At 46.1% G+C, this 21,905-nt stretch carries 26 protein-coding genes; 21 read left to right on the top strand and 5 right to left on the bottom strand.

From position 1 onward, the window contains the following. Nucleotides 1-41 precede the first annotated feature (41 nt). Nucleotides 42-968, bottom strand: coding sequence for a heme A synthase CtaA (gene ctaA / locus BAMF_RS28440; protein ID WP_013352142.1), 927 nt, complete (start codon nucleotides 966-968; stop codon nucleotides 42-44). Nucleotides 969-1,311: 343 nt separating this feature from the next. Here ctaA and cyoE point away from each other — a divergent pair, with 343 nt between their 5' ends. From cyoE to ctaG, 6 genes are all read left to right on the top strand, one after another. Then, nucleotides 1,312-2,229, top strand: a complete 918-nt coding sequence (gene cyoE / locus BAMF_RS28445; protein ID WP_013352143.1) for a heme o synthase — start codon at nucleotides 1,312-1,314, stop codon at nucleotides 2,227-2,229. 217 nt (nucleotides 2,230-2,446) lie between these two features. After that, complete coding sequence (gene coxB / locus BAMF_RS28450) at nucleotides 2,447-3,517, top strand: cytochrome c oxidase subunit II (protein WP_013352144.1); 1,071 nt, start codon at nucleotides 2,447-2,449, stop codon at nucleotides 3,515-3,517. 31 nt (nucleotides 3,518-3,548) lie between these two features. Further along, nucleotides 3,549-5,417 carry a cytochrome c oxidase subunit I gene (gene ctaD, locus BAMF_RS28455; protein ID WP_013352145.1) on the top strand — a complete coding sequence of 623 codons (1,869 nt, stop codon included), beginning with the start codon at nucleotides 3,549-3,551 and terminating at the stop codon, nucleotides 5,415-5,417. After that, nucleotides 5,417-6,040: a cytochrome c oxidase subunit III gene (gene ctaE / locus BAMF_RS28460; RefSeq protein WP_013352146.1), complete on the top strand. Its 624-nt coding sequence runs from the start codon at nucleotides 5,417-5,419 to the stop codon at nucleotides 6,038-6,040. Before ctaD ends, ctaE begins: the two co-directional genes overlap by 1 nt. Before the next feature lie 2 nt (nucleotides 6,041-6,042). Beyond that, nucleotides 6,043-6,375, top strand: a complete 333-nt coding sequence (gene ctaF / locus BAMF_RS28465; protein WP_007409686.1) for a cytochrome c oxidase subunit IVB — start codon at nucleotides 6,043-6,045, stop codon at nucleotides 6,373-6,375. A gap of 24 nt (nucleotides 6,376-6,399) precedes the next feature. Further along, entirely contained in the window at nucleotides 6,400-7,284 is an 885-nt protein-coding gene (gene ctaG / locus BAMF_RS28470) for a cytochrome c oxidase assembly factor CtaG (protein ID WP_014471807.1), read from the top strand. Between the two features lie 32 nt (nucleotides 7,285-7,316). Here ctaG and BAMF_RS28475 read toward each other — a convergent pair whose 3' ends face one another. Further along, the gene (locus tag BAMF_RS28475; protein ID WP_013352148.1) at nucleotides 7,317-7,676 is read right to left on the bottom strand and encodes a YugN family protein; all 360 of its coding nucleotides are present in this window, start codon (nucleotides 7,674-7,676) and stop codon (nucleotides 7,317-7,319) included. A 140-nt stretch (nucleotides 7,677-7,816) separates the two neighbouring features. Here BAMF_RS28475 and BAMF_RS28480 point away from each other — a divergent pair, with 140 nt between their 5' ends. The 8 genes from BAMF_RS28480 to coaD all read left to right on the top strand — a co-directional run bounded on the left by BAMF_RS28480 (nucleotide 7,817) and on the right by coaD (nucleotide 12,414). Further along, nucleotides 7,817-8,260 (top strand): CBS domain-containing protein, encoded by a 444-nt coding sequence (locus tag BAMF_RS28480; protein ID WP_013352149.1) that lies wholly within the window; start codon nucleotides 7,817-7,819, stop codon nucleotides 8,258-8,260. Between the two features lie 84 nt (nucleotides 8,261-8,344). After that, the gene (locus BAMF_RS28485) at nucleotides 8,345-9,385 is read left to right on the top strand and encodes a CAP domain-containing protein (protein WP_013352150.1); all 1,041 of its coding nucleotides are present in this window, start codon (nucleotides 8,345-8,347) and stop codon (nucleotides 9,383-9,385) included. A gap of 171 nt (nucleotides 9,386-9,556) precedes the next feature. Continuing rightward, nucleotides 9,557-9,967 carry a YlbD family protein gene (locus BAMF_RS28490; protein WP_013352151.1) on the top strand — a complete coding sequence of 137 codons (411 nt, stop codon included), beginning with the start codon at nucleotides 9,557-9,559 and terminating at the stop codon, nucleotides 9,965-9,967. Between the two features lie 15 nt (nucleotides 9,968-9,982). Further along, the gene (locus BAMF_RS28495; protein ID WP_003154475.1) at nucleotides 9,983-10,222 is read left to right on the top strand and encodes a YlbE-like family protein; all 240 of its coding nucleotides are present in this window, start codon (nucleotides 9,983-9,985) and stop codon (nucleotides 10,220-10,222) included. 71 nt (nucleotides 10,223-10,293) lie between these two features. Further along, nucleotides 10,294-10,743 (top strand): regulatory iron-sulfur-containing complex subunit RicF, encoded by a 450-nt coding sequence (gene ricF, locus BAMF_RS28500; protein ID WP_013352152.1) that lies wholly within the window; start codon nucleotides 10,294-10,296, stop codon nucleotides 10,741-10,743. Between the two features lie 58 nt (nucleotides 10,744-10,801). Further along, nucleotides 10,802-11,074 (top strand): YlbG family protein, encoded by a 273-nt coding sequence (locus tag BAMF_RS28505; RefSeq protein ID WP_013352153.1) that lies wholly within the window; start codon nucleotides 10,802-10,804, stop codon nucleotides 11,072-11,074. 298 nt (nucleotides 11,075-11,372) lie between these two features. After that, on the top strand, nucleotides 11,373-11,927 hold the full coding sequence (gene rsmD, locus BAMF_RS28510; protein ID WP_007409693.1) for a 16S rRNA (guanine(966)-N(2))-methyltransferase RsmD: 555 nt from the start codon (nucleotides 11,373-11,375) through the stop codon (nucleotides 11,925-11,927). 4 nt (nucleotides 11,928-11,931) lie between these two features. Further along, nucleotides 11,932-12,414 (top strand): pantetheine-phosphate adenylyltransferase, encoded by a 483-nt coding sequence (coaD, locus tag BAMF_RS28515; protein ID WP_013352154.1) that lies wholly within the window; start codon nucleotides 11,932-11,934, stop codon nucleotides 12,412-12,414. A 17-nt stretch (nucleotides 12,415-12,431) separates the two neighbouring features. On the opposite strand, the gene ylbJ is transcribed toward coaD, so the two are convergent. After that, a complete protein-coding gene (gene ylbJ / locus BAMF_RS28520; RefSeq protein ID WP_013352155.1) occupies nucleotides 12,432-13,658 on the bottom strand; it encodes a sporulation integral membrane protein YlbJ in 1,227 nt (408 codons plus the stop codon). Between the two features lie 177 nt (nucleotides 13,659-13,835). Between ylbJ and BAMF_RS28525 the strand changes: the two genes are divergently transcribed. Both BAMF_RS28525 and BAMF_RS28530 read left to right on the top strand, forming a co-directional pair. Next, nucleotides 13,836-14,615 carry a patatin-like phospholipase family protein gene (locus BAMF_RS28525; RefSeq protein WP_013352156.1) on the top strand — a complete coding sequence of 260 codons (780 nt, stop codon included), beginning with the start codon at nucleotides 13,836-13,838 and terminating at the stop codon, nucleotides 14,613-14,615. Nucleotides 14,616-14,620: 5 nt separating this feature from the next. Beyond that, nucleotides 14,621-15,643, top strand: coding sequence for a SepM family pheromone-processing serine protease (locus BAMF_RS28530; RefSeq protein ID WP_013352157.1), 1,023 nt, complete (start codon nucleotides 14,621-14,623; stop codon nucleotides 15,641-15,643). Between the two features lie 20 nt (nucleotides 15,644-15,663). On the opposite strand, the gene BAMF_RS28535 is transcribed toward BAMF_RS28530, so the two are convergent. Next, the gene (locus tag BAMF_RS28535) at nucleotides 15,664-16,911 is read right to left on the bottom strand and encodes a nucleotidyltransferase (protein WP_013352158.1); all 1,248 of its coding nucleotides are present in this window, start codon (nucleotides 16,909-16,911) and stop codon (nucleotides 15,664-15,666) included. Between the two features lie 207 nt (nucleotides 16,912-17,118). On the opposite strand from BAMF_RS28535, the gene BAMF_RS28540 reads away from it, so the two are divergent. The 3 genes from BAMF_RS28540 to gerR all read left to right on the top strand — a co-directional run bounded on the left by BAMF_RS28540 (nucleotide 17,119) and on the right by gerR (nucleotide 18,570). Continuing rightward, complete coding sequence (locus BAMF_RS28540) at nucleotides 17,119-17,637, top strand: YceD family protein (RefSeq protein WP_013352159.1); 519 nt, start codon at nucleotides 17,119-17,121, stop codon at nucleotides 17,635-17,637. A gap of 21 nt (nucleotides 17,638-17,658) precedes the next feature. After that, on the top strand, nucleotides 17,659-17,838 hold the full coding sequence (gene rpmF, locus BAMF_RS40730) for a 50S ribosomal protein L32 (RefSeq protein ID WP_003154457.1): 180 nt from the start codon (nucleotides 17,659-17,661) through the stop codon (nucleotides 17,836-17,838). Nucleotides 17,839-17,994: 156 nt separating this feature from the next. Further along, nucleotides 17,995-18,570 (top strand): sporulation-specific transcriptional regulator GerR, encoded by a 576-nt coding sequence (gerR, locus tag BAMF_RS28545; RefSeq protein ID WP_013352160.1) that lies wholly within the window; start codon nucleotides 17,995-17,997, stop codon nucleotides 18,568-18,570. Between the two features lie 40 nt (nucleotides 18,571-18,610). Here the strand turns inward: gerR and BAMF_RS28550 are convergent, their stop codons facing one another. Beyond that, on the bottom strand, nucleotides 18,611-19,093 hold the full coding sequence (locus BAMF_RS28550) for an N-acetyltransferase (protein ID WP_013352161.1): 483 nt from the start codon (nucleotides 19,091-19,093) through the stop codon (nucleotides 18,611-18,613). 162 nt (nucleotides 19,094-19,255) lie between these two features. On the opposite strand from BAMF_RS28550, the gene BAMF_RS28555 reads away from it, so the two are divergent. Next, a complete protein-coding gene (locus BAMF_RS28555) occupies nucleotides 19,256-20,137 on the top strand; it encodes a 2-dehydropantoate 2-reductase (RefSeq protein ID WP_041481642.1) in 882 nt (293 codons plus the stop codon). Nucleotides 20,138-20,223: 86 nt separating this feature from the next. Then, nucleotides 20,224-21,843: a bacillithiol biosynthesis cysteine-adding enzyme BshC gene (bshC, locus tag BAMF_RS28560; protein WP_041481643.1), complete on the top strand. Its 1,620-nt coding sequence runs from the start codon at nucleotides 20,224-20,226 to the stop codon at nucleotides 21,841-21,843. Nucleotides 21,844-21,905: the final 62 nt, after the last annotated feature.

Here is a 21,905-nt window from a genome sequence, read left to right on the forward strand (position 1 = left end):
AAAAAGGCCGAAGCTCTAACGCTTCGGCCTTCTCATGTACCTCAGATGTTCCGCTGTTTTGATTCGTAACGGAAGCGGGCGATTAATAATAAGAAATAGCATAAGACGCCGAACAAGCCGGCAATAAAGAGTGAATGGGCGAGTGCAAAGCCGGTGGCCATTTCTGAATAAACAACCATGATTCCGGAAAGCGCCTGTAATAAAACAAAGGCAAGAGCCGCTATCCAGCCTCCGAGAATCTGTTTTTGGTCTTTGTAGGAGCGCACAGCATGCGCGAAAGCGATAAGAATCCAGACAAACAGAAGCAGGGCTGCCGTTCTGTGGCCCATCTGCACCCACTCCTGAAATTGGGACGGAAGCCCGTGGTGCAGCCTGCTGCAAAGCGGAACGTCAGGACAGGCAAGGCTTGATTTCGTATGACGCACATAAGCACCCGTATAAACGACGATATACGTGTAAATCGAAAGGCCGATCATATGAAACTGCATTTTTCTGCCGATTCTGAGCGGCTTGACGAGCTTTTTGTCTGATTTATCAGCTTCAAATATGAGCAGCGTCAAAATCAGAACCGAAGCGAAAGAGATCAGCGATATGCCGAAATGAAGCGCCATAACGAGCGCATTTGATCCGAAGACAACCGCTAGTGCGCCGAGAAGCGCCTGTAAAAATAAAAAGATAATGGACATAATGGCGAGAAAGGTTGTTTCACGGAATACAGGCGTGACTTTTCTCCATGCCCAAAAAGCGAGACTCAGCACGAGAACGATTGAGACACCGCTTGCGAGTCTGTGGCTCCATTCAATGATAGAAGCGGCGTTAAGCTCCGGGAAAAAACGGCCGTGGCAAAGCGGCCACTGTCTTCCGCATCCGAGACCTGACCCTGTCTTTGTGACAAGAGCCCCGCCGATCAGCACGACGAGCATGACAAATGTCGTCAGCACACCGAGCGCTTTTAAAGCTTTATTCATTTTACATTCACCTTCTTAACAAACTGGACAAAATGATATACGTACCAAGTGTAAGCGAATATGTGTTTTGTGGCAATTCTCAATTCTGTTTGTTCACAAAAATATAATAGAATTAAGACTTCTTAGATAATGGGGTTGATTATTCCAAATGGGTCTGATAGAAATAAAGTAACCGCTTTATTACGAAATCGGCGGAGATGGTAAAATTCATAAAAAGTTCACAAATAAATTCCTGTTTCTCGTTTAATATTTAAGAGGATGTTTTTTTACAGGTCATTATCTTGTATGATAGAGTTGCAGGTCTTAAAAAACCTGCTTTAGGTTTGTAAGGGAGGTTTGCGTTATGGCTAATTCCAGAATTTTAAATGATACAGCTATAGACGGACAGATTGAAGAGACGACGGCGTGGAAGGATTTTCTTTCACTTATCAAAATAGGAATCGTCAATTCGAATTTAATTACGACTTTTACCGGCATGTGGCTTGCGTTACATATATCCGGTCTGAGTTTTTTAGGCAATTTAAACACTGTGCTTCTTACATTAATAGGGTCTTCTTTGATCATCGCCGGTTCTTGTGCGATTAACAACTATTACGACCGTGATATTGATCATTTAATGGAACGCACGAAAGTAAGACCGACGGTTACCGGAAAGATTCAGCCGAATCAAGCGCTGTGGTCAGGAATTTTACTCATTGCTTTAGGACTTATCATGCTTTTGATGACCACCGTGATGGCTGCAGTCATCGGTTTTATCGGCGTGTTTACGTACGTTGTTCTTTATACAATGTGGACGAAACGCCGCTATACGATTAATACGGTTGTCGGAAGCGTATCAGGCGCCGTGCCGCCGTTAATCGGCTGGACAGCGGTTGAAGGGCACATCGGTGTTGTCGCATGGGTATTATTCATGATTTTATTCATCTGGCAGATTCCGCACTTTTTAGCGCTTGCGATTAAGAAGACGGAAGATTACAGAGCAGCGAATATTCCGATGCTTCCGGTCGTGCACGGCTTTGAAGTGACGAAAAGACAGATTATTGTCTGGGTTGCATGTCTGCTGCCGCTTCCGTTTTTCCTCGGCAGTCTCGGTCTTCCGATCGTGATTCTCGGCACTCTGCTGAATGTCGGATGGCTTGTTCTCGGACTGATGGGATTCCGTATGAAAAACATCATGAAGTGGGCAACTCTTATGTTTGTCTATTCGCTTAATTACATGACCATTTATTTTGTAGCGATGGTGGTCTTCACGCTGTTTTAATTGAATAATGAGCTTGTTTGATCGCCAAAACAAACAATGACAACTAGTAAACGCCGCCTTGACCTTTTGTTTAATCAGGCGGCTTTGCTTTTATACATAGATGGAATTTTAAGTAAAAAATCTCATATTTTAAGTAATGAGGAAATGAAGTATTTCAGCTGGAAGCAGATTTACTGCTTGTGCATCTTGTACTGATTCAAAAAAGGGGTTGGGTGAAATGTTAAAGCGTTGGCGTCTTTTATCATTATTAGCCTTAGTGCCGCTTTTATTGAGCGGCTGTGGAAAACCGTTTCTGTCCACACTCAAGCCTGCCGGCGAAGTGGCTGATAAACAGTATGATCTGACGGTGCTCAGCACACTTATCATGGTTGTCGTCGTTGCGGTCGTAGCAGTTATTTTCTTTTACGTCATTGTGAGATTCAGACGGTCGCGTGTCGGAGAAGACACGATACCGAAACAGGTGGAGGGGAACCGTTTTTTAGAAATCACCTGGACCGTTATTCCGATCCTGCTTCTGATTATTCTTGTCATCCCGGTTGTCATCCAGACATTGGCGCTGGCGGATACGTCGCCGATGGATAAGGAAAACCGTAAAGCAGAGGATGCGCTCGTGATTAATGTAAGGGCGAATTTATACTGGTGGGAATTCGAGTATCCTGATTACGGATTTGTGACAAGTCAGGAGCTGATCGTTCCCACAGATGAACGCGTTTATTTCAAGCTGAAGTCATCCGATGTGAAACACTCTTTCTGGATTCCGTCAGCCGGAGGAAAAATCGATACGAATACGGATAACGACAATACTTTCTTTTTGACCTTTGATTCTAAACGCAGCAAAGAAGCGGGAGAATACTTCTTCGGGAAATGCGCGGAGCTGTGCGGACCTTCACATGCGCTAATGGATTTCAAAGTGAAACCGCTGCCGTCAAAAGAATTTAAACAATGGACGAAAGCGATGAAGAATTATAAGCATACAACAGATTCCGGTTTAGCCGCGCAAGGAGAAGAGCTGTTTAAGGAAAAAAACTGCCTGAGCTGTCATGCGGTTGAGCCTAATGACAAACGGGCTGAAGCGGCAAGAACGGCTCCGAACCTGGCTACCTTCGGCGAACGTGTCAAAGTGGCCGGCATTAAGGATGCGAATAAAGAGAATATAAAAGCCTGGCTGAAAAATCCGGACAGCATTAAACCGGGCAATAAAATGACAGGCACGTATCCGAAGCTCTCGGACGCTGAAACGGATGCGCTGTATGAATATTTAAAAGGTCTGAAAGCGGAGAACAAGTAAGGACAGGGAGATATCAGGGGGGAGGTCGCAAATGATGAATACGCTTACAGGACAGCAGAGAAAAGGCTCTTTGCTTTGGGATTATTTGACGACGGTTGACCATAAGAAAATCGCGATTTTATACATGATCGCCGGGGGATTTTTCTTCGTCGTCGGCGGACTTGAGGCCATGCTTATCAGGATTCAACTCTTGAGGCCAGGGAACGATTTTGTAGGTGCGCAGCAGTTTAATGAAATTATGACGATGCACGGGACGACAATGATCTTCCTGGCGGCAATGCCGCTGTTATTCGGGCTCATGAACGCGGTTGTCCCGCTTCAGATCGGGGCGCGTGACGTATCATTTCCATTTCTGAATGCGCTTGGGTTCTGGCTGTTTTTCTTCGGGGGAATCTTTTTGAATCTGAGCTGGTTTTTAGGAGGGGCTCCCGATGCAGGCTGGACGTCATATGCGTCGCTTGCGCTGAATTCAAAAGGGCACGGCATTGACTTTTTCGTGCTCGGGCTGCAAATATCGGGCTTAGGAACGCTGATTGCGGGGATCAACTTTCTCGCAACCATTATTAACATGAGGGCGCCCGGTTTGACATATATGAGACTGCCGCTGTTTACATGGACGACATTTGTGGCGTCGGCACTCATTTTATTCGCATTTCCTCCGCTCACCGTCGGTTTGGCGCTGATGATGCTGGACCGTTTGTTCGGAACGAATTTCTTCAATCCTGAATTGGGCGGAAATACGATTATCTGGGAGCATCTGTTTTGGATTTTCGGGCATCCGGAAGTATACATTTTAATTCTTCCTGCCTTTGGGATTTTTTCGGAAGTCATTCCCGTATTTGCGAGAAAGCGCCTGTTCGGTTATTCCTCAATGGTCTTTGCGATTGTTTTGATCGGCTTTCTCGGATTCATGGTATGGGTTCACCACATGTTTACGACGGGACTCGGACCGATTGCCAATGCGATATTTGCGGTTGCGACGATGGCGATTGCGGTGCCTACGGGCATTAAGATTTTCAACTGGCTATTGACCATCTGGGGAGGAAATGTCAAATTCACGACGCCTATGCTGTATGCCGTCGCTTTTATTCCTTCTTTCGTGCTCGGAGGAGTGACGGGTGTCATGCTGGCGGCCGCTGCGGCGGATTATCAGTTCCACGATACGTATTTTGTCGTTGCGCATTTCCATTACGTCATTATCGGCGGCGTTGTGTTCGGCATCCTGGCGGGCGTGCATTTCTGGTGGCCGAAAATGTTTGGAAAGGTGCTTCATGAAACGATGGGGAAAATTTCGTTCGTCTTATTTTTCATCGGGTTTCATCTTACCTTCTTCATCCAGCATTTCCTGGGCTTGATGGGAATGCCGCGGCGCGTTTACACATATCTGCCCGGCCAGGGGCTTGATACCGGCAACCTGATCAGTTCAATCGGTGCGTTTTTCATGGCGGGCGCGGCTGTTTTACTCGTCGTCAATATTGTTTATACCTCTATAAAAGGGAAATACGTCGGGAACGACCCGTGGCTGGACGGACGTACGCTCGAATGGGCGGTCTCTTCGCCGCCGCCTGAATATAATTTTAAACAGCTTCCGTTTGTACGGGGACTTGATCCGCTGTGGATCGAAAAGCAGGCCGGAAATGAAGGGATGGCGCCTGCAGAGCCAGTAGAGGACATTCATATGCCGAACGGCTCCATCATGCCGCTTATCATATCCTTCGGGCTCTTTGTCGCAGCGTTCGGGTTTTTATACCACTCCGATTATTCATGGGGGCTTCCGGTTATCTTTATAGGGCTCGGAATCACATTCTTTACTATGCTGCTTCGCTCTGTGGTCGATGATTACGGCTATCATATTCACAAAGAAGATCTGCCGAATGATGATAAAGGGGTGAAGGCGTAATGCAGCTGCAGGAAAAAATGACTGCTGAAACCTTTCCGGCTTCTCCTGAAAAAGCAACGCTGGAGGGGAAAAATAAGTTTTTAGGATTTTGGCTGTTTCTCGGCGGGGAAACGGTTCTGTTCGCCTCGCTTTTTGCGACATTCCTTGCTTTGCGGGAATCAAAAGCAGGAGGGCCGTCAACGGCTGATATGTTTGAGCTGCCGATCGTGTTTATCGCCACGATGCTTCTTTTAACGAGCAGCTTAACGAGTGTGTATGCGATGTATCATATGAAAAATTTCTCCTTTAAAAAAATGCAGGTGTGGCTTTTGATTACCGTTTTATTGGGAGCCGGATTTTTAGGGGTTGAAATCTATGAATTTAAGCATTACACTCACGAGTTCGGATTTACGATCACAAGCTCTGCGCTCGGCTCAGCGTTTTATACGCTTGTCGGCACACACGGAGCACACGTGGCCTTCGGGCTGTTATGGATCAGCGCTCTGATGATCCGGAATGCTAAAAGAGGGCTCAGCCTTTATAACGCGCCGAAATATTATGTGGCCAGTCTATATTGGCATTTTATCGATGTCGTGTGGGTCTTTATCTTTACCGTTGTATATTTGATGGGGATGGTGGGATAACGATGGACGATAACAAAAACAGAGGGACTGTCAGTACGGATCTCGAATATCGGAAAAAGAAAAATGCCGAGGAGATGAAATATCAGGTCATATCCTTCGGTTTAATGATCGGCCTTACGCTCGTCGCGTTTTTGACGGTGGCTGCTGACGGCATTGCCGGGTGGTTTACGATGCCGTTTCTTATCCTGCTTGCGGTCATCCAGGTCATTTTTCAGCTGTTTTACTTTATGCATATGAGCCAGAAAGGGCATGAAGCGCCGTCACTATTTCTGTATTCGGGAATATTTGTCGCGTTTATCACCGTGCTTGCATTTGTCACGATTATTTGGTGGTAATCGGGGCGGCGGGGAGTGAGAGAGTTGATTAATTTGGAAATGTTCGGGTTTCGCGCAATGTGGAGCCCTTATCTGTTTTGTATAACTGCCGTGATAACAGGTATTTACTTTTACTGGTGCAGCCGGCATAAAGGGCGTGTGTCCGCTAAGGAGAAGGTGCTGTTTGTGCTTTCCGCGTTATTTTTTTACGCGGCTGCTGGAAGTCCCGTTGATTTATTGGGGCATGTGATGTTCAGCGCCCATATGGCGCAAATGGCGGTTTTGTTTTTAGTCGTACCGCCGCTGTTGATTTCCGGAATTCCCGGCTGGGCATGGAAAAAAGTGATTTTCCGTCCCGTCGTAAAGCCGCTGTTTTCGTTCTTTTCACTGCCGCTTATCGCTTTGCTGCTGTTTAACGGCATTTTTTCACTGTATCATATCCCGTTTATATTTGATGCCGTCAAAACGGATTCGCTGTATCACACGCTGATGAACGGACTCATCTTTGTAACGGCGTTTTTTATGTGGTGGCCGCTTGTGCATCAGGTGGAAGGTCTGCCCCGTCTCAGCGGTTTAATGAAGCTGGGGTACATTATGGCAGACGGGATTCTGTTAACGCCGGCCTGCGCGCTCATTATGTTCAGCGGGGCGCCCATGTATGCCACGTATACAGACCCGGCGGCTTGGGCCGAAGCAATGAAGCTTTGTGTTCCTTTAGATCTGCTGGAACAGATCCCTTTATCCGGACCGGAGATGTTTAACACGCTTCCTCCTTTGGAAGATCAGCAGCTTGGGGCAGTGCTGATGAAAATCATTCAAGAGGCGGTTTACGGAACATATTTGGCTGTCATCTTTTTTCAGTGGGTCAGAACGGAACGGGAAAAAGATACGCCGTCAGAGCCGCCGTATATCGAGCATACCGTCTCATAAAAAAAGTACAGCAGAATATGCTGTACTTTTTATTACATTTGCACTGTTTTTAAAGACTCTGCCAATTCAAGCAGTAACGCCTTGCTTTCTGCGACGACATGTTCCGGAAATTCTTCAGCGCTGCCGTATTCTACGCCGTGCGGATAATAATGCTTTCCTAAAAGAGGGGCCTTCAGCTGAATTACGGCACGGCTGCCGCCTACATCGCCCTCTTGTGCCGTTCCTTGAATCCGCAGATAAAATGTTCCCTCAGGAACTGAAAACTTTTTGTCGTAAGTCACTCTTTCATAATCCCATTGTCCCGCCAGAATGAGCCCTTTGCTTTCCATCAGATCATTCAAGCGGCTGAGCTCCGCTGTTACCCCTTCAAGACCGCTGTTTTCAAACTTCAAACCTTCCCCCTCCTTTTAAAATTTACCTTTCCTGACAATCATAGTATGAAAGCGTTACACTTTCAATGATTCATACGGTGAAAGTATGCAAAAAGAAAAATTTGACGACAATAGTAGCAGAAAAAAGGAGGAATTCCGCAATGACAAAGATCAATAAGCTCATGACGTCAAACTTGCAATATTGTACAGTATTAGATAATGTATATGAAGCTGCGGTGAAGATGAAAGACGCGGATGTCGGCGCCATTCCGATTGTGGATGAAGACGGCGAAACACTTGTCGGGATCGTGACAGACAGAGATCTCGTATTACGGGGAATTGCTTCAAAAAGGCCGAACTCTCAAAAAATAACAGACGCAATGACTGAGCGGGTTATCAGTGCAGAAGAAGACGCTTCTGTGGAAGAAGTGCTCCATATGATGGCTGAGCATCAGCTCAGAAGAATCCCCGTCACAAGGGATAAAAAACTGGTCGGCATTGTCACGCTCGGCGATCTTTCCTTGGCTGAGCAATCAAATGAGCAAGCAGGCCGGGCGCTGTCTGACATTTCTGAAGACGGAGGTCCGGAGGGGTTTATTCATTAAACATAAACCACGGACGTTACAAATAGGCTGTACTGTATAAGAATAAACAATAACTGAACGGTTTGATTTCATGGGGGTGAGAGGTTGAAAAATATCGCCAGGGCTCTCGTTATCCTTTTGCTTATTTACGGAGCGTATGTTCTGATTATACAATATGGATCGGCTCCTCAGAAAAAGACGAATCAGGAGGAGCCTCATGCTGCCAATGAAGAAGCGAGCGGAAAACGGCTGAAAATCCCGTCATCCGGACTGCTTTCTCTCATGGGGAAATCTGCTGCCGATGTGAAAAAGAAACTTGGGGAACCGTCCCGGAAAGATCCTTCTGCCTATGATTATGAATGGTGGGTGTACAACCAGGGGAAAGACCAATATGTACAAGTCGGTATTCTGAATGATAAAGCCGTGACATTATATGCTTCGGGAAGCGGCATCAACGCAAAACCGTTTAAGATCGGCGAATCGACAGGCGAAGTTTTTAAAACGACGCAGGTTGCCCCGTTTGTCAATGTGACTGACAAGGGAAACACGTACCGGTTTGAGTTTTCTGAAGAAGATATCAATACCCGTCCCACTGTTAAGATAGGCGGTATGTATGTTCAGCTGTATATGGACAAATTTGACGGGAATCTGTCAAGCATCAGGGCATTTGATGCCGAAACGCTTGTAAAACAAAGGCCGTATGAGGTCATGTACAGAGGAAGACTGACAGAACCCGAGCCTGTTTCCGATAAAAAATGGGACGACATTGAACGAGCGAGTGAGCAGCAGATTCTCGATATTACAAATGTCATTCGCGTGAAACACGGACTTGCAAGGTTGAAATGGGACGAAGGCGCTGCAAAAGTGGCATTCGGCCACAGCAAGGACATGAAAGACAACAAGTATTTCTCCCATGTCTCAAAGAAATACGGGACTCTGAAAGACCGCTTGAAAAAAGGCGATGTGAAATATCAGGAGGCCGGTGAAAATATTGCGTACAACTATGTGGACGGTCCTGCAGCCGTGGAGGGCTGGCTGAACAGCGAAGGACACAGAAAGGCGCTGTTAAGCCCGGATTACACGCACCTCGGTGTCGGCGTGGACCGGAAATATTATACGCAGAACTTTATTAAGCCTTGGGAGTAAAAAAACGCAGAGGGGCGCGTCCCCCGCGGTTTTTTTGTTTTTCGCGGGCGGGCTCCTGCCGGAATCAATAAATTTTACACATACCTGCTTTTTTTCGTAATTTAGGCGAACATTAAGGCGCCTGAACCGATACATTATAGCAGGCAAAACTTTTCGGAGGGGGTGAGAATTGTGGCGAATCAGCAATCACGGCAATCAATCGATGATTTTAAACAATTCGTAAAAAAGCATCCCAAACTGATTCAAAATGTTCGCAAGGAACAAAGAAGCTGGCAGGAAGTCTATGAAAATTGGGTTCTCCTCGGTGAGGACGATTCGATGTGGGAGCCTTTTAAAGACGAGACCGTTCAGCCTTCTTCTGAAGCGGAAACCAAAAAGGAATCAGCTGAAAAAAACGATTTCGTTTCAAAAATGGTCACTGCCGTCAAAAAGATGGATATAAACCAAATGAATGAGCAGATCAATAAAATGAGCCAGTCCATTTCATCATTGCAAAGCCTTTTAAGCCAATTTTCGGGCAGCAGCACAAAGCAGCCCCGGCAAGGCTCCGGACAACATCCTTTTTCGTTCAGGAAGGATTAAAGAAGGGGATCGTGTATGCGAAAAGAGGTTCAGGAATTCATATCTGCAGATGAGGAACGAAAACGGTTTATACGGCAGCGCCCCGTCTGGTACCGCAGACTTGCGAGAAAACCGGACGATCTCAATTCCTTTCAGCTGGACATGATGAATTTTTACGAAAAAACGATACCGCATCGGGTAAGCCAATTCTCAAACGGGATTCAGATGGCGCAGATGATGATGCAGATGGTTCACGCCATGCGTTCGCAGGATTAAAAGGCATTTTAACGCCCGCATTTTCCAATTGGCTGGTTTCATGGTAAACTAACAACTGGAGGTGCGTATTGATGTATGCAACAGTTGAGTCCGTCAGGCTTCAAAGTGAAGCGGAGCAGCTTGCCGGCATGATTCTGCAGTCTGAGACGGCTGAAAATTACCGCGATTGTTACAAGCGTCTCCATGAAGATGAAGAGGCACGGCGGATTATTCGTTCTTTTATGAGCATTAAAGAGCAGTATGAGGATGTGCAGCGCTTTGGCAAATATCATCCTGACTATAGAGAGATTTCCCGCAAAATGAGAGAAATGAAGCGGGAGCTGGATTTAAATGATAAGGTGGCCGAATTTAAAAAAGCGGAGACTGAGCTTCAGTCGCTGCTTGACGAGATCAGCATTGAACTCGGAACGGCCGTCTCGGAGCATGTAAAAGTTCCGACGGGGAATCCTTATTTTGACGGCCTGTCATCCTGCGGCGGCGGCTGCGGTTCCGGCGGCGGGTGCGGATGCAAAGTTTCCTGACGAGACGGCCGTCTCGTCTTTTACATAAAATGAACAGAAAGTCAGGCGGGTGATCATGATGGAAAGCAAGCGCCAAGGCATAATCGTATATCTGCATTCTTTAAAACACAGTAAAATGCTGAGAAAATTCGGCAACGTTCATTATGTTTCCAAACGGCTGAAATACGTTGTGCTGTATTGCGATATGGAGCTGATCGAAAAAACGATGGAAAAGATTTCATCTTATTCATACGTGAAGAAAGTAGAGCCTTCTTATAAGCCTTTTTTAAAGCTGGAATTTGAATCAAAGCTTGATAAAGCGAAAGAGTACGATTATAAGATCGGCATATAAAAAAATCCCCGCAGATACCTGCGGGGTCCTTCTATTCCTTAACAAGTTAAGGAGAAGGCAAAGGGAGAGGAGAAACCGGAGGAAGAACTTATGGGGAAACGTAAGTCTTCTCCGCGGTTGGCAACAACATCATTCATTGATGCTGTTACACGTAGTCTTGACAGGAATGTGAGTATGTATACATGATTTCGCGTTCATTGTTTGAAAGAATGCTTTATGTTAAGATAAGGATTGTTTTTGTACATAACGGCTCAGCCGAAGCGAAACATCAAAGTTTTCAGAAAAAGTGGTGTGAAAAATGAGAGTAATTTCCGGTTCGAGAAAAGGACGAGCCTTAAAGGCTGTGCCGGGCACATCAACAAGGCCGACGACGGATAAAGTAAAAGAGTCTATTTTTAATATGATCGGCCCGTATTTTGACGGAGGAACGGGGCTGGATTTGTTTGCGGGGAGCGGCGGTCTCGGGATTGAAGCGCTGTCGCGAGGATTTGACCGCTGTATCTTTGTGGATCGTGATTTCAAAGCCATCCAGACGGTAAAAGCGAATATAAAAGCGCTTGATCTCCTGTCTTCAGCGGAGGTATACCGCAATGATGCAGAGCGGGCTCTCTATGCCGCGGCGAAACGGGAAAAAGGTTTTGACGGAATTTTCTTAGATCCTCCGTATAAGGAACAAAAGCTGAAAGCGCTTATCGAAATGATTGATGAGCAGAACATGCTGAATGAAGACGGTTTTGTCGTAGCGGAGCATGATAAAGCCGTTGCGCTTCCTGAAGCTGTCGGCGCGCTTTCCGTAACAAGAAGGGAAATTTACGGGCTTACAGGAGTGACGATATACCGAAATAGGGGGTAATGATGTGGCAAGTATAGCTGTATGTCCCGGAAGTTTTGACCCCGTCACCTACGGACATCTGGACATTATCAGACGGGGAGCAAACGTGTTTGAGCAGGTGTACGTATGCGTGCTCAATAATTCTTCGAAGCAGCCGCTGTTTACAGTCGAGGAACGCTGTGAGCTGTTAAGAGAAGTGACAAAAGACATACCGAATATTACGGTCGAGACGTCACAGGGACTGTTGATCGACTATGCGAAAAAAAAGCAGGCGAAGGCGATTATCAGGGGGCTCAGAGCCGTTTCTGACTTCGAGTATGAGATGCAGGGGACTTCTGTCAACCGCGTGCTTGACGAATCAATAGAAACCTTTTTTATGATGACGAACAATCAGTACTCTTTTTTAAGTTCAAGCATCGTAAAAGAGGTCGCAAAATATAACGGGCCTGTTTCAGAGTTTGTTCCTCCGGAAGTCGAACAGGCGCTGCAGCAAAAATTTAAAGGATGAGAACGCTGTTTAGCGTCTCATCCTTTTTTTATCCGTGCAGACAGCCTGTAACAATAAATCAGTGCGTATACGGCCAGAGCCGCCAGCGTTACGGTGGGACCGATTTCGATCAGTGTGTTCCACCCGCTAACTGCAGCCGTGGCCGCGTTTTGATCACGGAAAGGCAGGAATACCGACTGATAAGGTTCGTCCAATGCGAGGTAAAGCGGCTTCCACAGTAAAAGAACAAATAGAGCGGCATAAATGCCCTGAAGGATACGCGCCGTAAAAAACGGTTTAAATCGGATATCTGTTACCGATAAAATGCCGGCTACCTGCGCCTGTACGGAAAGGCCGCTGAACCCGAGAATAAAACTCACAATCATTGCTTTCGGCAGCAAGGCGGCATCCGCTTCACTGACCAGCTTGCTCCCAAGCGTAATTTCAAACATTCCGCTGATAAGAGGAATGTCCAGGCTTACAGGAAGATGGAAGAGCGAAAGCAGCGCGTTTGTAAATACAGAAAGTACATCCATGACTTGTACGATTGATAACAAGCGGCTGAAAACCGAAAACAATATAATAAAACCGCCCACCATCAGCAAGGTTTGTACAGAAGAGGTGACGGCGTCGCCCAAAATTTTACCGAGCGGCCGCTTTTCCGAAAGCCGCGCCTTGTGGAGGGCCAGAAATGCTTCTTTCAGCGAAGGAAGCACGATCGTCTTTTTACCGGTATACGCCGCTTCTTCTTTCCGTCCGTATGAACGCATCGTCAAACCGACGGCGATGTTTCCGAGATAGTGAGCCGATGCCAAAAGAATGCCGAGTGACGCGTTATGAAAAAAGCCGACCGCCACAGCCGCGAATATAAATAACGGATTGGATGAATTGGTAAAAGAGACGAGGCGTTCAGCCTCTACTCTGGAGATTTGTTTTTCCTGGCGCAGCCGTGCAGTCAGCTTTGCGCCGGCCGGATTGCCTGAAGCCATGCCCATAGCCAGTACAAATCCGCCGACCCCCGGCACTCTGAAAATCGGGCGCATAAAGGGTTCGAGTAAAAGGCCGACAAACCTGACGATGCCGAATCCGATTAAAAGCTCAGAAAGAATAAAAAACGGAAGCAAAGAAGGAAAAACTACCTCCCACCACATGGAAAGACCGGTTTTGGAGGCTTCGAATGAGGCCTGCGGGTGTGAAATAACCGTCGCCGTCAAAAAAATAAAAAACAATGAAATCAAAAATGTATGAAACTTAGACAAATTCATTCTTACCTCCCCGATGCTAAAATTGCGCACTGATATTTATATCATGATAAAATATAGAACAGACCTTAGGACGGCCGGGCAAGTACCTATTCGTCATCCTGTACTAATATACGAGCATAGGGGTTCAATTTAGACCATAGAATTCATGTATAGGATTTCTATAGGGGGTTCATCGCGTTGGCCAAACCTACAATCGGGTTAGCGTTAGGTTCGGGAGGGGCAAGAGGCATTGCTCATCTCGGAGTGTTATCCAGTTTACATAAGCATCAGATTCCAATTGATATGATTGCCGGCAGCAGCATGGGGGCGTTAGTCGGCAGCTTTTATGCGGCCGGGCATGATGTGGCCACGATGAAAAAAGTCGCCAAAGCATTTAAGCGGCGGCTGTACGCGGATTATACGATGCCGAAGCTCGGATTTTTAAAAGGGGACCGCATCAGGCAGCTCGTTCATGCGTATACGTTCGGCAAGCCGATAGAAGAACTCCGGATCCCGCTCGGCATCGTGGCCTGCGACCTCCAGACCGGAGAAAAACTCGTTTTTACGAAAGGCTCCGTATCCGAAGCCGTCCGCGCGAGCATCAGCATACCGGGCGTTTTCGTCCCGCAAAAAATGAACGGGCGTATTTTAGTCGACGGCGCGGTAGTCGACAGAATCCCGGTTTCCGCCGTAAAGGATATGGGCGCTGATATCGTCATCGCCTCTGACGTATCCAGGGTGAAAAAAACGGAAAAAGCGGCACATATTTTTGATGTAATCATGCAAAGTATGGATATACTGCAAAATGAATTGGTCCGTCACCAGACCATTGCCGCAGACGTCATGATCCGCCCTTCTCTCGAATCATTCAGCTCAAGCTCTTTTGCCAACATTGATCATATGATCACAGCAGGCGAAGAGGCCGCAGATCGGATGATCGGCCGGATTAAACAAGAAATAGAGAACTGGGAGGGCTAACTCATATGAAAGCAAAACATTTTCGCTGGGTGTTTATCATCCTGATCTTATTAATCGCTATTACATTTATTAAGCTTCCGTATTACATTACACAGCCGGGAGAAGCATCAGAGCTGAGACCGCTGATTAAGGTGGACGGAGGCTACCCTGAAAAAGGAAGCCTTTCCTTGATGACTGTCAAAGTAGGCCCCGCCAATCCGTATACATATCTTTGGGCGAAGGTGCATCCTTACGATGAAATCGTCCCTGATGAAAGCATAAAAGAAGAGGGCGAAACTGATTCAGACTATATGAAGCGCCAACTGCAGATGATGAAAAGCTCTCAAGAAAACGCGGTCATTGCCGCTTATCAAAAAGCCGGCAAACAGGTAAAATACTCATTTAACGGCATTTACGCCAGCTCAGTCGTCTCCAATATGCCGGCAAAAGGAAAAATAAAGGTCGGTGATAAAATCATCAGCGCGGACGGGAAAAAATATGAATCCGCTGAAAAGCTGATTGATTATATCAGCAGCAAAAAAGCGGGAGAAAAAGTAACGTTTAACATTGAACGTGACACGAAAGAAAAGACAGTTACCCTTAAGCTGAAATCATTCCCGGACGATCCGAAAAGAGCCGGAATCGGCGTAGCATTATATACGGACCGGAACGTGAAAGTGAAGCCGGATCTTCATTTCAGTATTGAAAACATCGGCGGGCCTTCTGCCGGTCTCATGATGTCTTTGGAAATTTACAATCAGCTGACAAAACCTGACGAAACAAAAGGCTACAATATAGCCGGAACGGGAACAATCGACGTTGACGGCAAGGTCGGACCGATTGGCGGAATCGATCAGAAAGTCGTCGCCGCAGACAAAGCGGGAAAAGATATTTTCTTTGCGCCGAACCAAAACGGAGCTGAAAACTCTGATTATAAAAATGCAGTAAAAACGGCGAAAGCGATTAAGTCCGATATGAAAATCGTTCCTGTCGATACGATGCAGGACGCACTTGATTATTTGGATAAGCTGAAAGTAAAAAGCACCTGATACAGTCAGGTGCTTTTTTTCTATGCATTTAAAAAACGTTTTTCGTCTTCATCATAGCGGATCGGTGCTTGTGAAAATTCCTGCTTCTCAAACAGTGTGCGTTCAGGTTCTTTTATCGGCAGGCTGTAAATCCGTCCCGCTGATATGTCCAAATCCAGAGCGGGATGAGAGAAAGAAGAGAGCTTGCTGACAAGCGGTGCGGTAAGCTCTTTTTTCTTTGCTGACAGGTATGCCTGTCCTTTTTTAGTCATTCCGAGAAGACGGATATAAGGAGCGCTTGAAGGCTTTAAGAGCCGGTGCATATCTTCTTTTTTTGTCCGTGTCAGAATATGCGTGTTCATCCTCTGCAATCTCGTCCACGTATAGCGTTTTGTTTTCAATAATTCCATCATTTCGCGGTAGGACCGGGCTTGTCTGATGGTGCGCAGAATTCTGTGCTCTAAGCCTTCTTCCACTTCATAGATTCGGCTTAATTCTTCTGCGGACAAAGTGCTGAGGCTGTATTTTACATATGAAAAATAGTCTTCAGTGCTGTGCCATAATCCGTATGAGTTTTTGTATGCGTCCAGCTCGCGCACAGACGCTTCGGGGAGAAAGTTCTTAGCGGCCGCCGTTCCTTTTTCTATCAGCGCCTTTCGGATGCTTGTGGCGCTGGCTATCCGGCTGTTATCTCCGGGAAGCTCGGCGTCATGATACCCGGAAGCGATTCTGGCTGTCGTATAAGGCTTCATGGCAGACCCGGAGGCTTGTATGGCTTTGACGTAGTGAAAACCGAGAATATTGTTCGGCTTAGACAGGTCAAGCATGTCCTCACCTTTGAATACGTGTGAAAATGCTTTTGAGGCGGCGGCCGGATAGCTGAGCCCTTTTTTTAATTCCTCTTTCAGAATCACGGTGCAGTCAGCTTCCTTTCGGCTGAACGCTTCAGTCGCTTCAATAAATGGTTCGATCCGGCCGTTTTCACTTCCGAAAAACAAGCTGCTGCATCCTAATTGATGAAGAAGCGAAACACTGCCGCGCGCAAATAATTCCGCTTTTTGCACAGCATACATATAAGGGAGCTCAATGACGATATCCACGCCGTTTTCAAGCGCCATTTTTGTCCGGGCCCACTTTGAGACGGCGGCCGGTTCCCCGCGCTGCAAAAAAGGGCCGCTCATCACCGCCGCCGCAACGCTGCTGTCCGTATTGATTTTTGCTTGTTCCGCATGATAGCGGTGTCCGTTATGAAAGGGATTATATTCAACAACCAGGCCGACTGCTTTCATATTTGTCCCGCCTTTCTTGCTATGTTTTGCTTCGTGTGGTACATTTGCAAATGAAGTGCATTTTGCGTCCGTTTTGTTTAGTGTATGCATAGCCCATCCGGCTGTCAACGATTGCATGACGGCGGCATTATGCTGTAAAGAAAAAATATTGACAAAAACATTCTGAAAAGCTATAATCATGTTTGTTGCTTTCCTGAGGTGATACAAATGAAATGGACGATTTATCAGCTTCATCAAATGGCGAAAAAGAGCTTTGAATTTGATGAAACAGTTGAGTTGAATGAGCTGACAAAATTGAATTCTGACATCCGCCGCATTTCTCCCGTCCGGGTAAAGGGCCGCGCGGAGATTGAATCCAAGCAGGTTTCGTTTGACTTTACGATTTCAGGCGAAATGGTTTTGCCGTGCTCAAGAACTTTAGTTGATGTGCCGTATCCATTTACAATCGCGACAAAAGAACTGTTTAGATTTCATAAGACGGATGATATAGAAGATGAGGACGTTCATATTGCTGAAGACGATACCGTCGACTTAACTCCGATCGTAAAAGAAGAGATTCTTTTAGAAATTCCTATGCAAATCTTTTGTGAAACTGAACAAAAAAAAGGAGCCGCTCCCCAAGTGGGTAAGGATTGGCAAGTGATTTCTGAGGAAGACAAGAAAAATCAGATCGACCCAAGACTTGCGGATCTGAAAAAGCTCTTAACACAAGATGATGAATCTTAACTCTTTAAGGAGGTGGGAATAATGGCTGTACCTTTTAGAAGAACTTCTAAAATGAAAAAAAGATTGCGCCGTACACATTTCAAACTAAATGTACCTGGTATGACAGAATGCCCGTCATGCGGAGAGATGAAATTGTCTCACCGTGTATGTAAAGCATGCGGATCATACAACGGCAAAGACATAAATGTAAAAAGCAATTAATGTATGAAGAAAAGCGCGGGAATCTCGGTTCCTGCGCTTTTCTTTTTTTCTCCCTCCGGCCTGCTTCCGGCGAAAAAATTGTGAGCGCCAATAGTCTATCTAATCTATCAGCGGCATATGTATGAGGTAAATGAGCAAATATGGAGGGAGATACGATTGACGATAACGAGACAAGACGCGTGGACGCAAGATGAAGATTTGCTGCTGGCTGAAGTCGTGCTCAGGCACATTCGGGAAGGCGGGACCCAGCTTTCCGCTTTTGAAGAAGTGGGCAGAGCGCTGACGAGAACGGCTGCCGCCTGCGGATTCAGATGGAATTCTTATGTCAGGAAACAATATCAGTCAGGGATAGAACTGGCGAAAAAACAGCGGAAGGAATTAAGAAAGCAGATCGGAGTGCATTCCGCCAATCTGCCGGGAACCGTCAAGCAGCCTCCGATCCGCAGGACGGAAGGAGAAAAAGAGCTGTCCATTGATGATGTGATTTTGTTTCTGCAGCAATTTAAAGAGTCGCCAGCCGCAGCGGATGTGCGTCATGAAAAAGAAAAACTCGCAGAGCAGCTGACCGCGCTGCAAAAAGAAGTCGAGGATCTGCGTGAGGAAAACGAAAGCTTGAGAAACAAGCTGGAGATGACAGAAGAAGATTACAAAGCGTTAATTGACATCATGGACAGGGCGAGAAGGATGGTCAATTCGAAAGATGACGAAAGAAAATCGGCGCAGGGCCTGTAAAATCAACCGGCCTGAGGGCAGTGTCCCGGCCGGTTTTTTATTATGCTGTTTCCCCGGAAGTCATTTCACCGTCCATATCAGGATGCCAGATATAAGGATTTTCTCCTTTATCACGCGCCATATCATATTTAACGGGCTCAAAATTCATCTTATCCCAGAATTCTGCTGATTTCATGCGTGAATTTGTCCTGATCGGCATTCTGAAGGATTTGGCAAAATCAACAAGCGCTTTGCCGTACCCGTTGTTTTGATAGCCCGGAAGAACTTCAAGCTTCCAAAGTTCCAAAAAGTCCTGACGCTGATCAAAATACGGATTCGCACTTCCGTTTACCTGATATAAACTCATTCTCGCCACTAGTTTATCCCCGAAGTAAATCCCGTAAAAAGGCGAGGTGCTGTCATTTTCAATGATATTATCCTGAAGATCTTCAAGCATCGATAGCTCCTGCATCCCGTATTCCTTAAACCTTTTAAATTCTTCGAGTGTTTTAAAGTTGATGAGCAGGCGCTCTATTTTCAACACAAACTCCCCCTTTGTTGTGTTCTACCATTATTGTAAACGCTTTAATTGAAAATTCCAACTATAATATGTTTGTCTGTCTTATTGCTCAAAACGAAATTGAAGTAATTTGGAGCGGCTTCTGCTATGATAATATGGAAAAATGCAGATATAGGGTGTGACAGTGTGAAAATCGGAATTATTGGCGGCGGAGCGGTGGGCCTTTTATGTGCTTGCTACTTATCGTCCCGCCATCAGGTAACGGTCATAACGCGGCGGACGGAGCAGGCTGATGCGATTAACACGTGCGGTATATGGCTTGTGAAAGACGGAAAAGAATTTACGGCGTCATGCAGAGCGCAAACAGGCATCACTTTCGGATACGACCTCTTAATCGCAGCTGTGAAACAGCATCAGCTCAGTGTTGTTTTGCCGGATCTTGAGACAATAAAAGGGACGAATGTGTTGTTTTTGCAAAACGGCATGGAACACATAAACGACATCAAGGAATGGCGTACGGATCATTCACTTTATGTCGGCACGGTTGAGCACGGGGCGAAAAGAATATCGGATCATGCCGTTGAACATACGGGAGCTGGAGCCGTGAGATGGAGTGTATTCCGCGCGTCCCGTCCGGAAACGCTCAAAAGCATCTTTTCCGGCATGCACCGGGATTTTCCCGTATATGATGAAAACGACTGGTATCGTCTTCTAACGGGAAAACTGATCATAAATGTATGCATCAACCCGTTAACTGCATTGCTGCGCGTGCAAAACGGAGAGCTGCTGACAAATACCGCTTACAAAAAATATATGAGAAACGTGTTTGAAGAAGCGGAGGCAATACTTGGCCTTGTCGATAAAGAGGAAGCGTGGAACAGGGTTTGCGAAGTTTGCGGCCTGACGGAAAAAAATCATTCTTCCATGCTTGTTGATATCATGGCAGGAAGACGGACAGAGGCGGATGCGATTATCGGCTACCTTGTAAAAGAAGCGGAAAACCGCGGATTGCCAACCGTTCATCTCCCGTTTTTACACCGCAGCATAAAAGCGTTAGAAAGAAACTGAAACAAAGTCTTTTGAGGTTTTCCGGTAACATGCTATACTCATTTCGGAAACCTAACTATTTATTGGAGAAAGGAAGTTCCAGACAGATGCAGCTAACTGAACTTTCCATCAAAAGTCAAAATACGTTTGTGCAGCACTATATAGATGGAGAAAACATGTCTTCATTTTTTGATTATGATATTCATTCTGAGGATGTATGGCAAGAGCGGCTCCGTGACCTGTCTTCACGGCCGTTTGCCAGAGAGGAATTAGCGGATTACCTATCCTCCTATCATGAAAAATTTCACTCCGCAGCCATGCAGGCCTCCATCGAAAAACTAAGAGATCCAAAAAGCACAGCGGTTGTAGGCGGGCAGCAGGCCGGTCTTTTAACGGGGCCTCTTTACACCATACATAAAATTATCTCCATTATCGTACTTGCCAGACAGCAGGAAGAGGCGTTACAGATACCTGTCGTTCCGATTTTCTGGGTGGCGGGTGAAGATCACGATCTGGAAGAAATTAATTATGTGCACACGTCAACAGAGAAAAAAGGGCCGGTGAAACAGAAACTTCCGCAGTCTTACTGGAAAAAAACATTGGCGGCTAAAACCCCGCTTGATCAGGAAAAATGTGCGGCGTGGATTGAAGAAGTGTTCGCTGCGTTTGAGGAAACGGATCATACAAACGCACTCCTTCAAAATGTGATGCGATGTTTACGCTCATCAGAGACGTTCACGGACTTTTTTGAACTGTTGATCGCTGACTTGTTTCAAGAAGAAGGCCTTATTCTGATGAATTCGGGAGATCCCGGGATTAAAAAGCTGGAAACGGGAATGTTTCAGCAGATTTTAAAACACAATAATGAGCTTGCCAAAGCCGTGTCAGATCAGCAGCGTCTTATGCGGGAAGCCGGTTATCACCCGATTATTGAATCAGACAAAGAACAAGCCAACCTGTTTTACGAACATGAGGGAGAGCGCTTCTTAATTGAAAAAGAAAATGGCGTTTTTGTCATTAAGGAGCTTGACCTGAAGTGGACGAATGACGAACTTCATACCCATATGGAAGAAAAACCTGAATGTTTCAGCAATAACGTTGTGACAAGGCCGCTTATGCAGGAGTTTCTCATCCCGACGCTTGCGTTTATCGCAGGACCGGGAGAAATCAATTATTGGGGCGAGCTGAAGCAGGCTTTCTCATTAATGGGCTTCGCCATGACACCGGTAGTGCCGAGACTGAACATTACGATCCTTGAGCGCCATATTGAAAAGAAGCTTTCAGAACGGAATATCCCGCTTCAGGAAGCGATTGAACACGGCACCGGACACCTGAAAGACACTTATTTTGAAGAGCAGATTCCGGAAGAGTTTTCTGCTGTGATGGAGCAGGCGAAGTCGCAGATTGAAGCTGTCCATAAAAGTGTAAGGAACGAAGCGCTTAAGGTCGATTCAAGTCTTGAGCCGCTCTTACAGAAGAATGCCGCTTTCATTCAAGATCAGCTCTTGTTTTTGGAACGGACGGTAACGAAAAGAATTGAAGAAAAAGAAGGTTTTGTGCTGCGAGACTACGAAAGAATCCAAAACAGCATCAGACCGCTCGGCGCACCGCAAGAGCGGATCTGGAATGTGATGTATTATTTGAACCGCTATGGTCCAAAATTCTTCACAACCTTCAAACATCTGCCATTTTCTTTTCAAAACCAACATCAGATTGTCAAACTTTGAAATAAAGTTTTAAAGAACCCTGAATAGTTCAGGGTTTTTTTTTATGTTTAAACAGTGTAAAA

Origin of the sequence: Bacillus amyloliquefaciens DSM 7 = ATCC 23350, assembly GCF_000196735.1 — a bacterium.
Taxonomy (GTDB): Bacteria; Bacillota; Bacilli; order Bacillales; family Bacillaceae; genus Bacillus; species Bacillus amyloliquefaciens.

Excerpts from the sequence above, each read along its gene's own strand:
- ctaA (WP_013352142.1), bottom strand. The coding sequence starts at position 968 with ATGAATAAAGCTTTAAAAGCGCTCGGTGTGCTGACGACATTTGTCATG.
- cyoE (WP_013352143.1), top strand. The coding sequence starts at position 1,312 with ATGGCTAATTCCAGAATTTTAAATGATACAGCTATAGACGGACAGATT.
- coxB (WP_013352144.1), top strand. The coding sequence starts at position 2,447 with ATGTTAAAGCGTTGGCGTCTTTTATCATTATTAGCCTTAGTGCCGCTT.
- ctaD (WP_013352145.1), top strand. The coding sequence starts at position 3,549 with ATGATGAATACGCTTACAGGACAGCAGAGAAAAGGCTCTTTGCTTTGG.
- ctaE (WP_013352146.1), top strand. The coding sequence starts at position 5,417 with ATGCAGCTGCAGGAAAAAATGACTGCTGAAACCTTTCCGGCTTCTCCT.
- ctaF (WP_007409686.1), top strand. The coding sequence starts at position 6,043 with ATGGACGATAACAAAAACAGAGGGACTGTCAGTACGGATCTCGAATAT.
- BAMF_RS28480 (WP_013352149.1), top strand. The coding sequence starts at position 7,817 with ATGACAAAGATCAATAAGCTCATGACGTCAAACTTGCAATATTGTACA.
- BAMF_RS28495 (WP_003154475.1), top strand. The coding sequence starts at position 9,983 with ATGCGAAAAGAGGTTCAGGAATTCATATCTGCAGATGAGGAACGAAAA.
- ricF (WP_013352152.1), top strand. The coding sequence starts at position 10,294 with ATGTATGCAACAGTTGAGTCCGTCAGGCTTCAAAGTGAAGCGGAGCAG.
- BAMF_RS28505 (WP_013352153.1), top strand. The coding sequence starts at position 10,802 with ATGGAAAGCAAGCGCCAAGGCATAATCGTATATCTGCATTCTTTAAAA.
- rsmD (WP_007409693.1), top strand. The coding sequence starts at position 11,373 with ATGAGAGTAATTTCCGGTTCGAGAAAAGGACGAGCCTTAAAGGCTGTG.
- ylbJ (WP_013352155.1), bottom strand. The coding sequence starts at position 13,658 with ATGAATTTGTCTAAGTTTCATACATTTTTGATTTCATTGTTTTTTATT.
- BAMF_RS28530 (WP_013352157.1), top strand. The coding sequence starts at position 14,621 with ATGAAAGCAAAACATTTTCGCTGGGTGTTTATCATCCTGATCTTATTA.
- BAMF_RS28535 (WP_013352158.1), bottom strand. The coding sequence starts at position 16,911 with ATGAAAGCAGTCGGCCTGGTTGTTGAATATAATCCCTTTCATAACGGA.
- BAMF_RS28540 (WP_013352159.1), top strand. The coding sequence starts at position 17,119 with ATGAAATGGACGATTTATCAGCTTCATCAAATGGCGAAAAAGAGCTTT.
- rpmF (WP_003154457.1), top strand. The coding sequence starts at position 17,659 with ATGGCTGTACCTTTTAGAAGAACTTCTAAAATGAAAAAAAGATTGCGC.
- bshC (WP_041481643.1), top strand. The coding sequence starts at position 20,224 with ATGCAGCTAACTGAACTTTCCATCAAAAGTCAAAATACGTTTGTGCAG.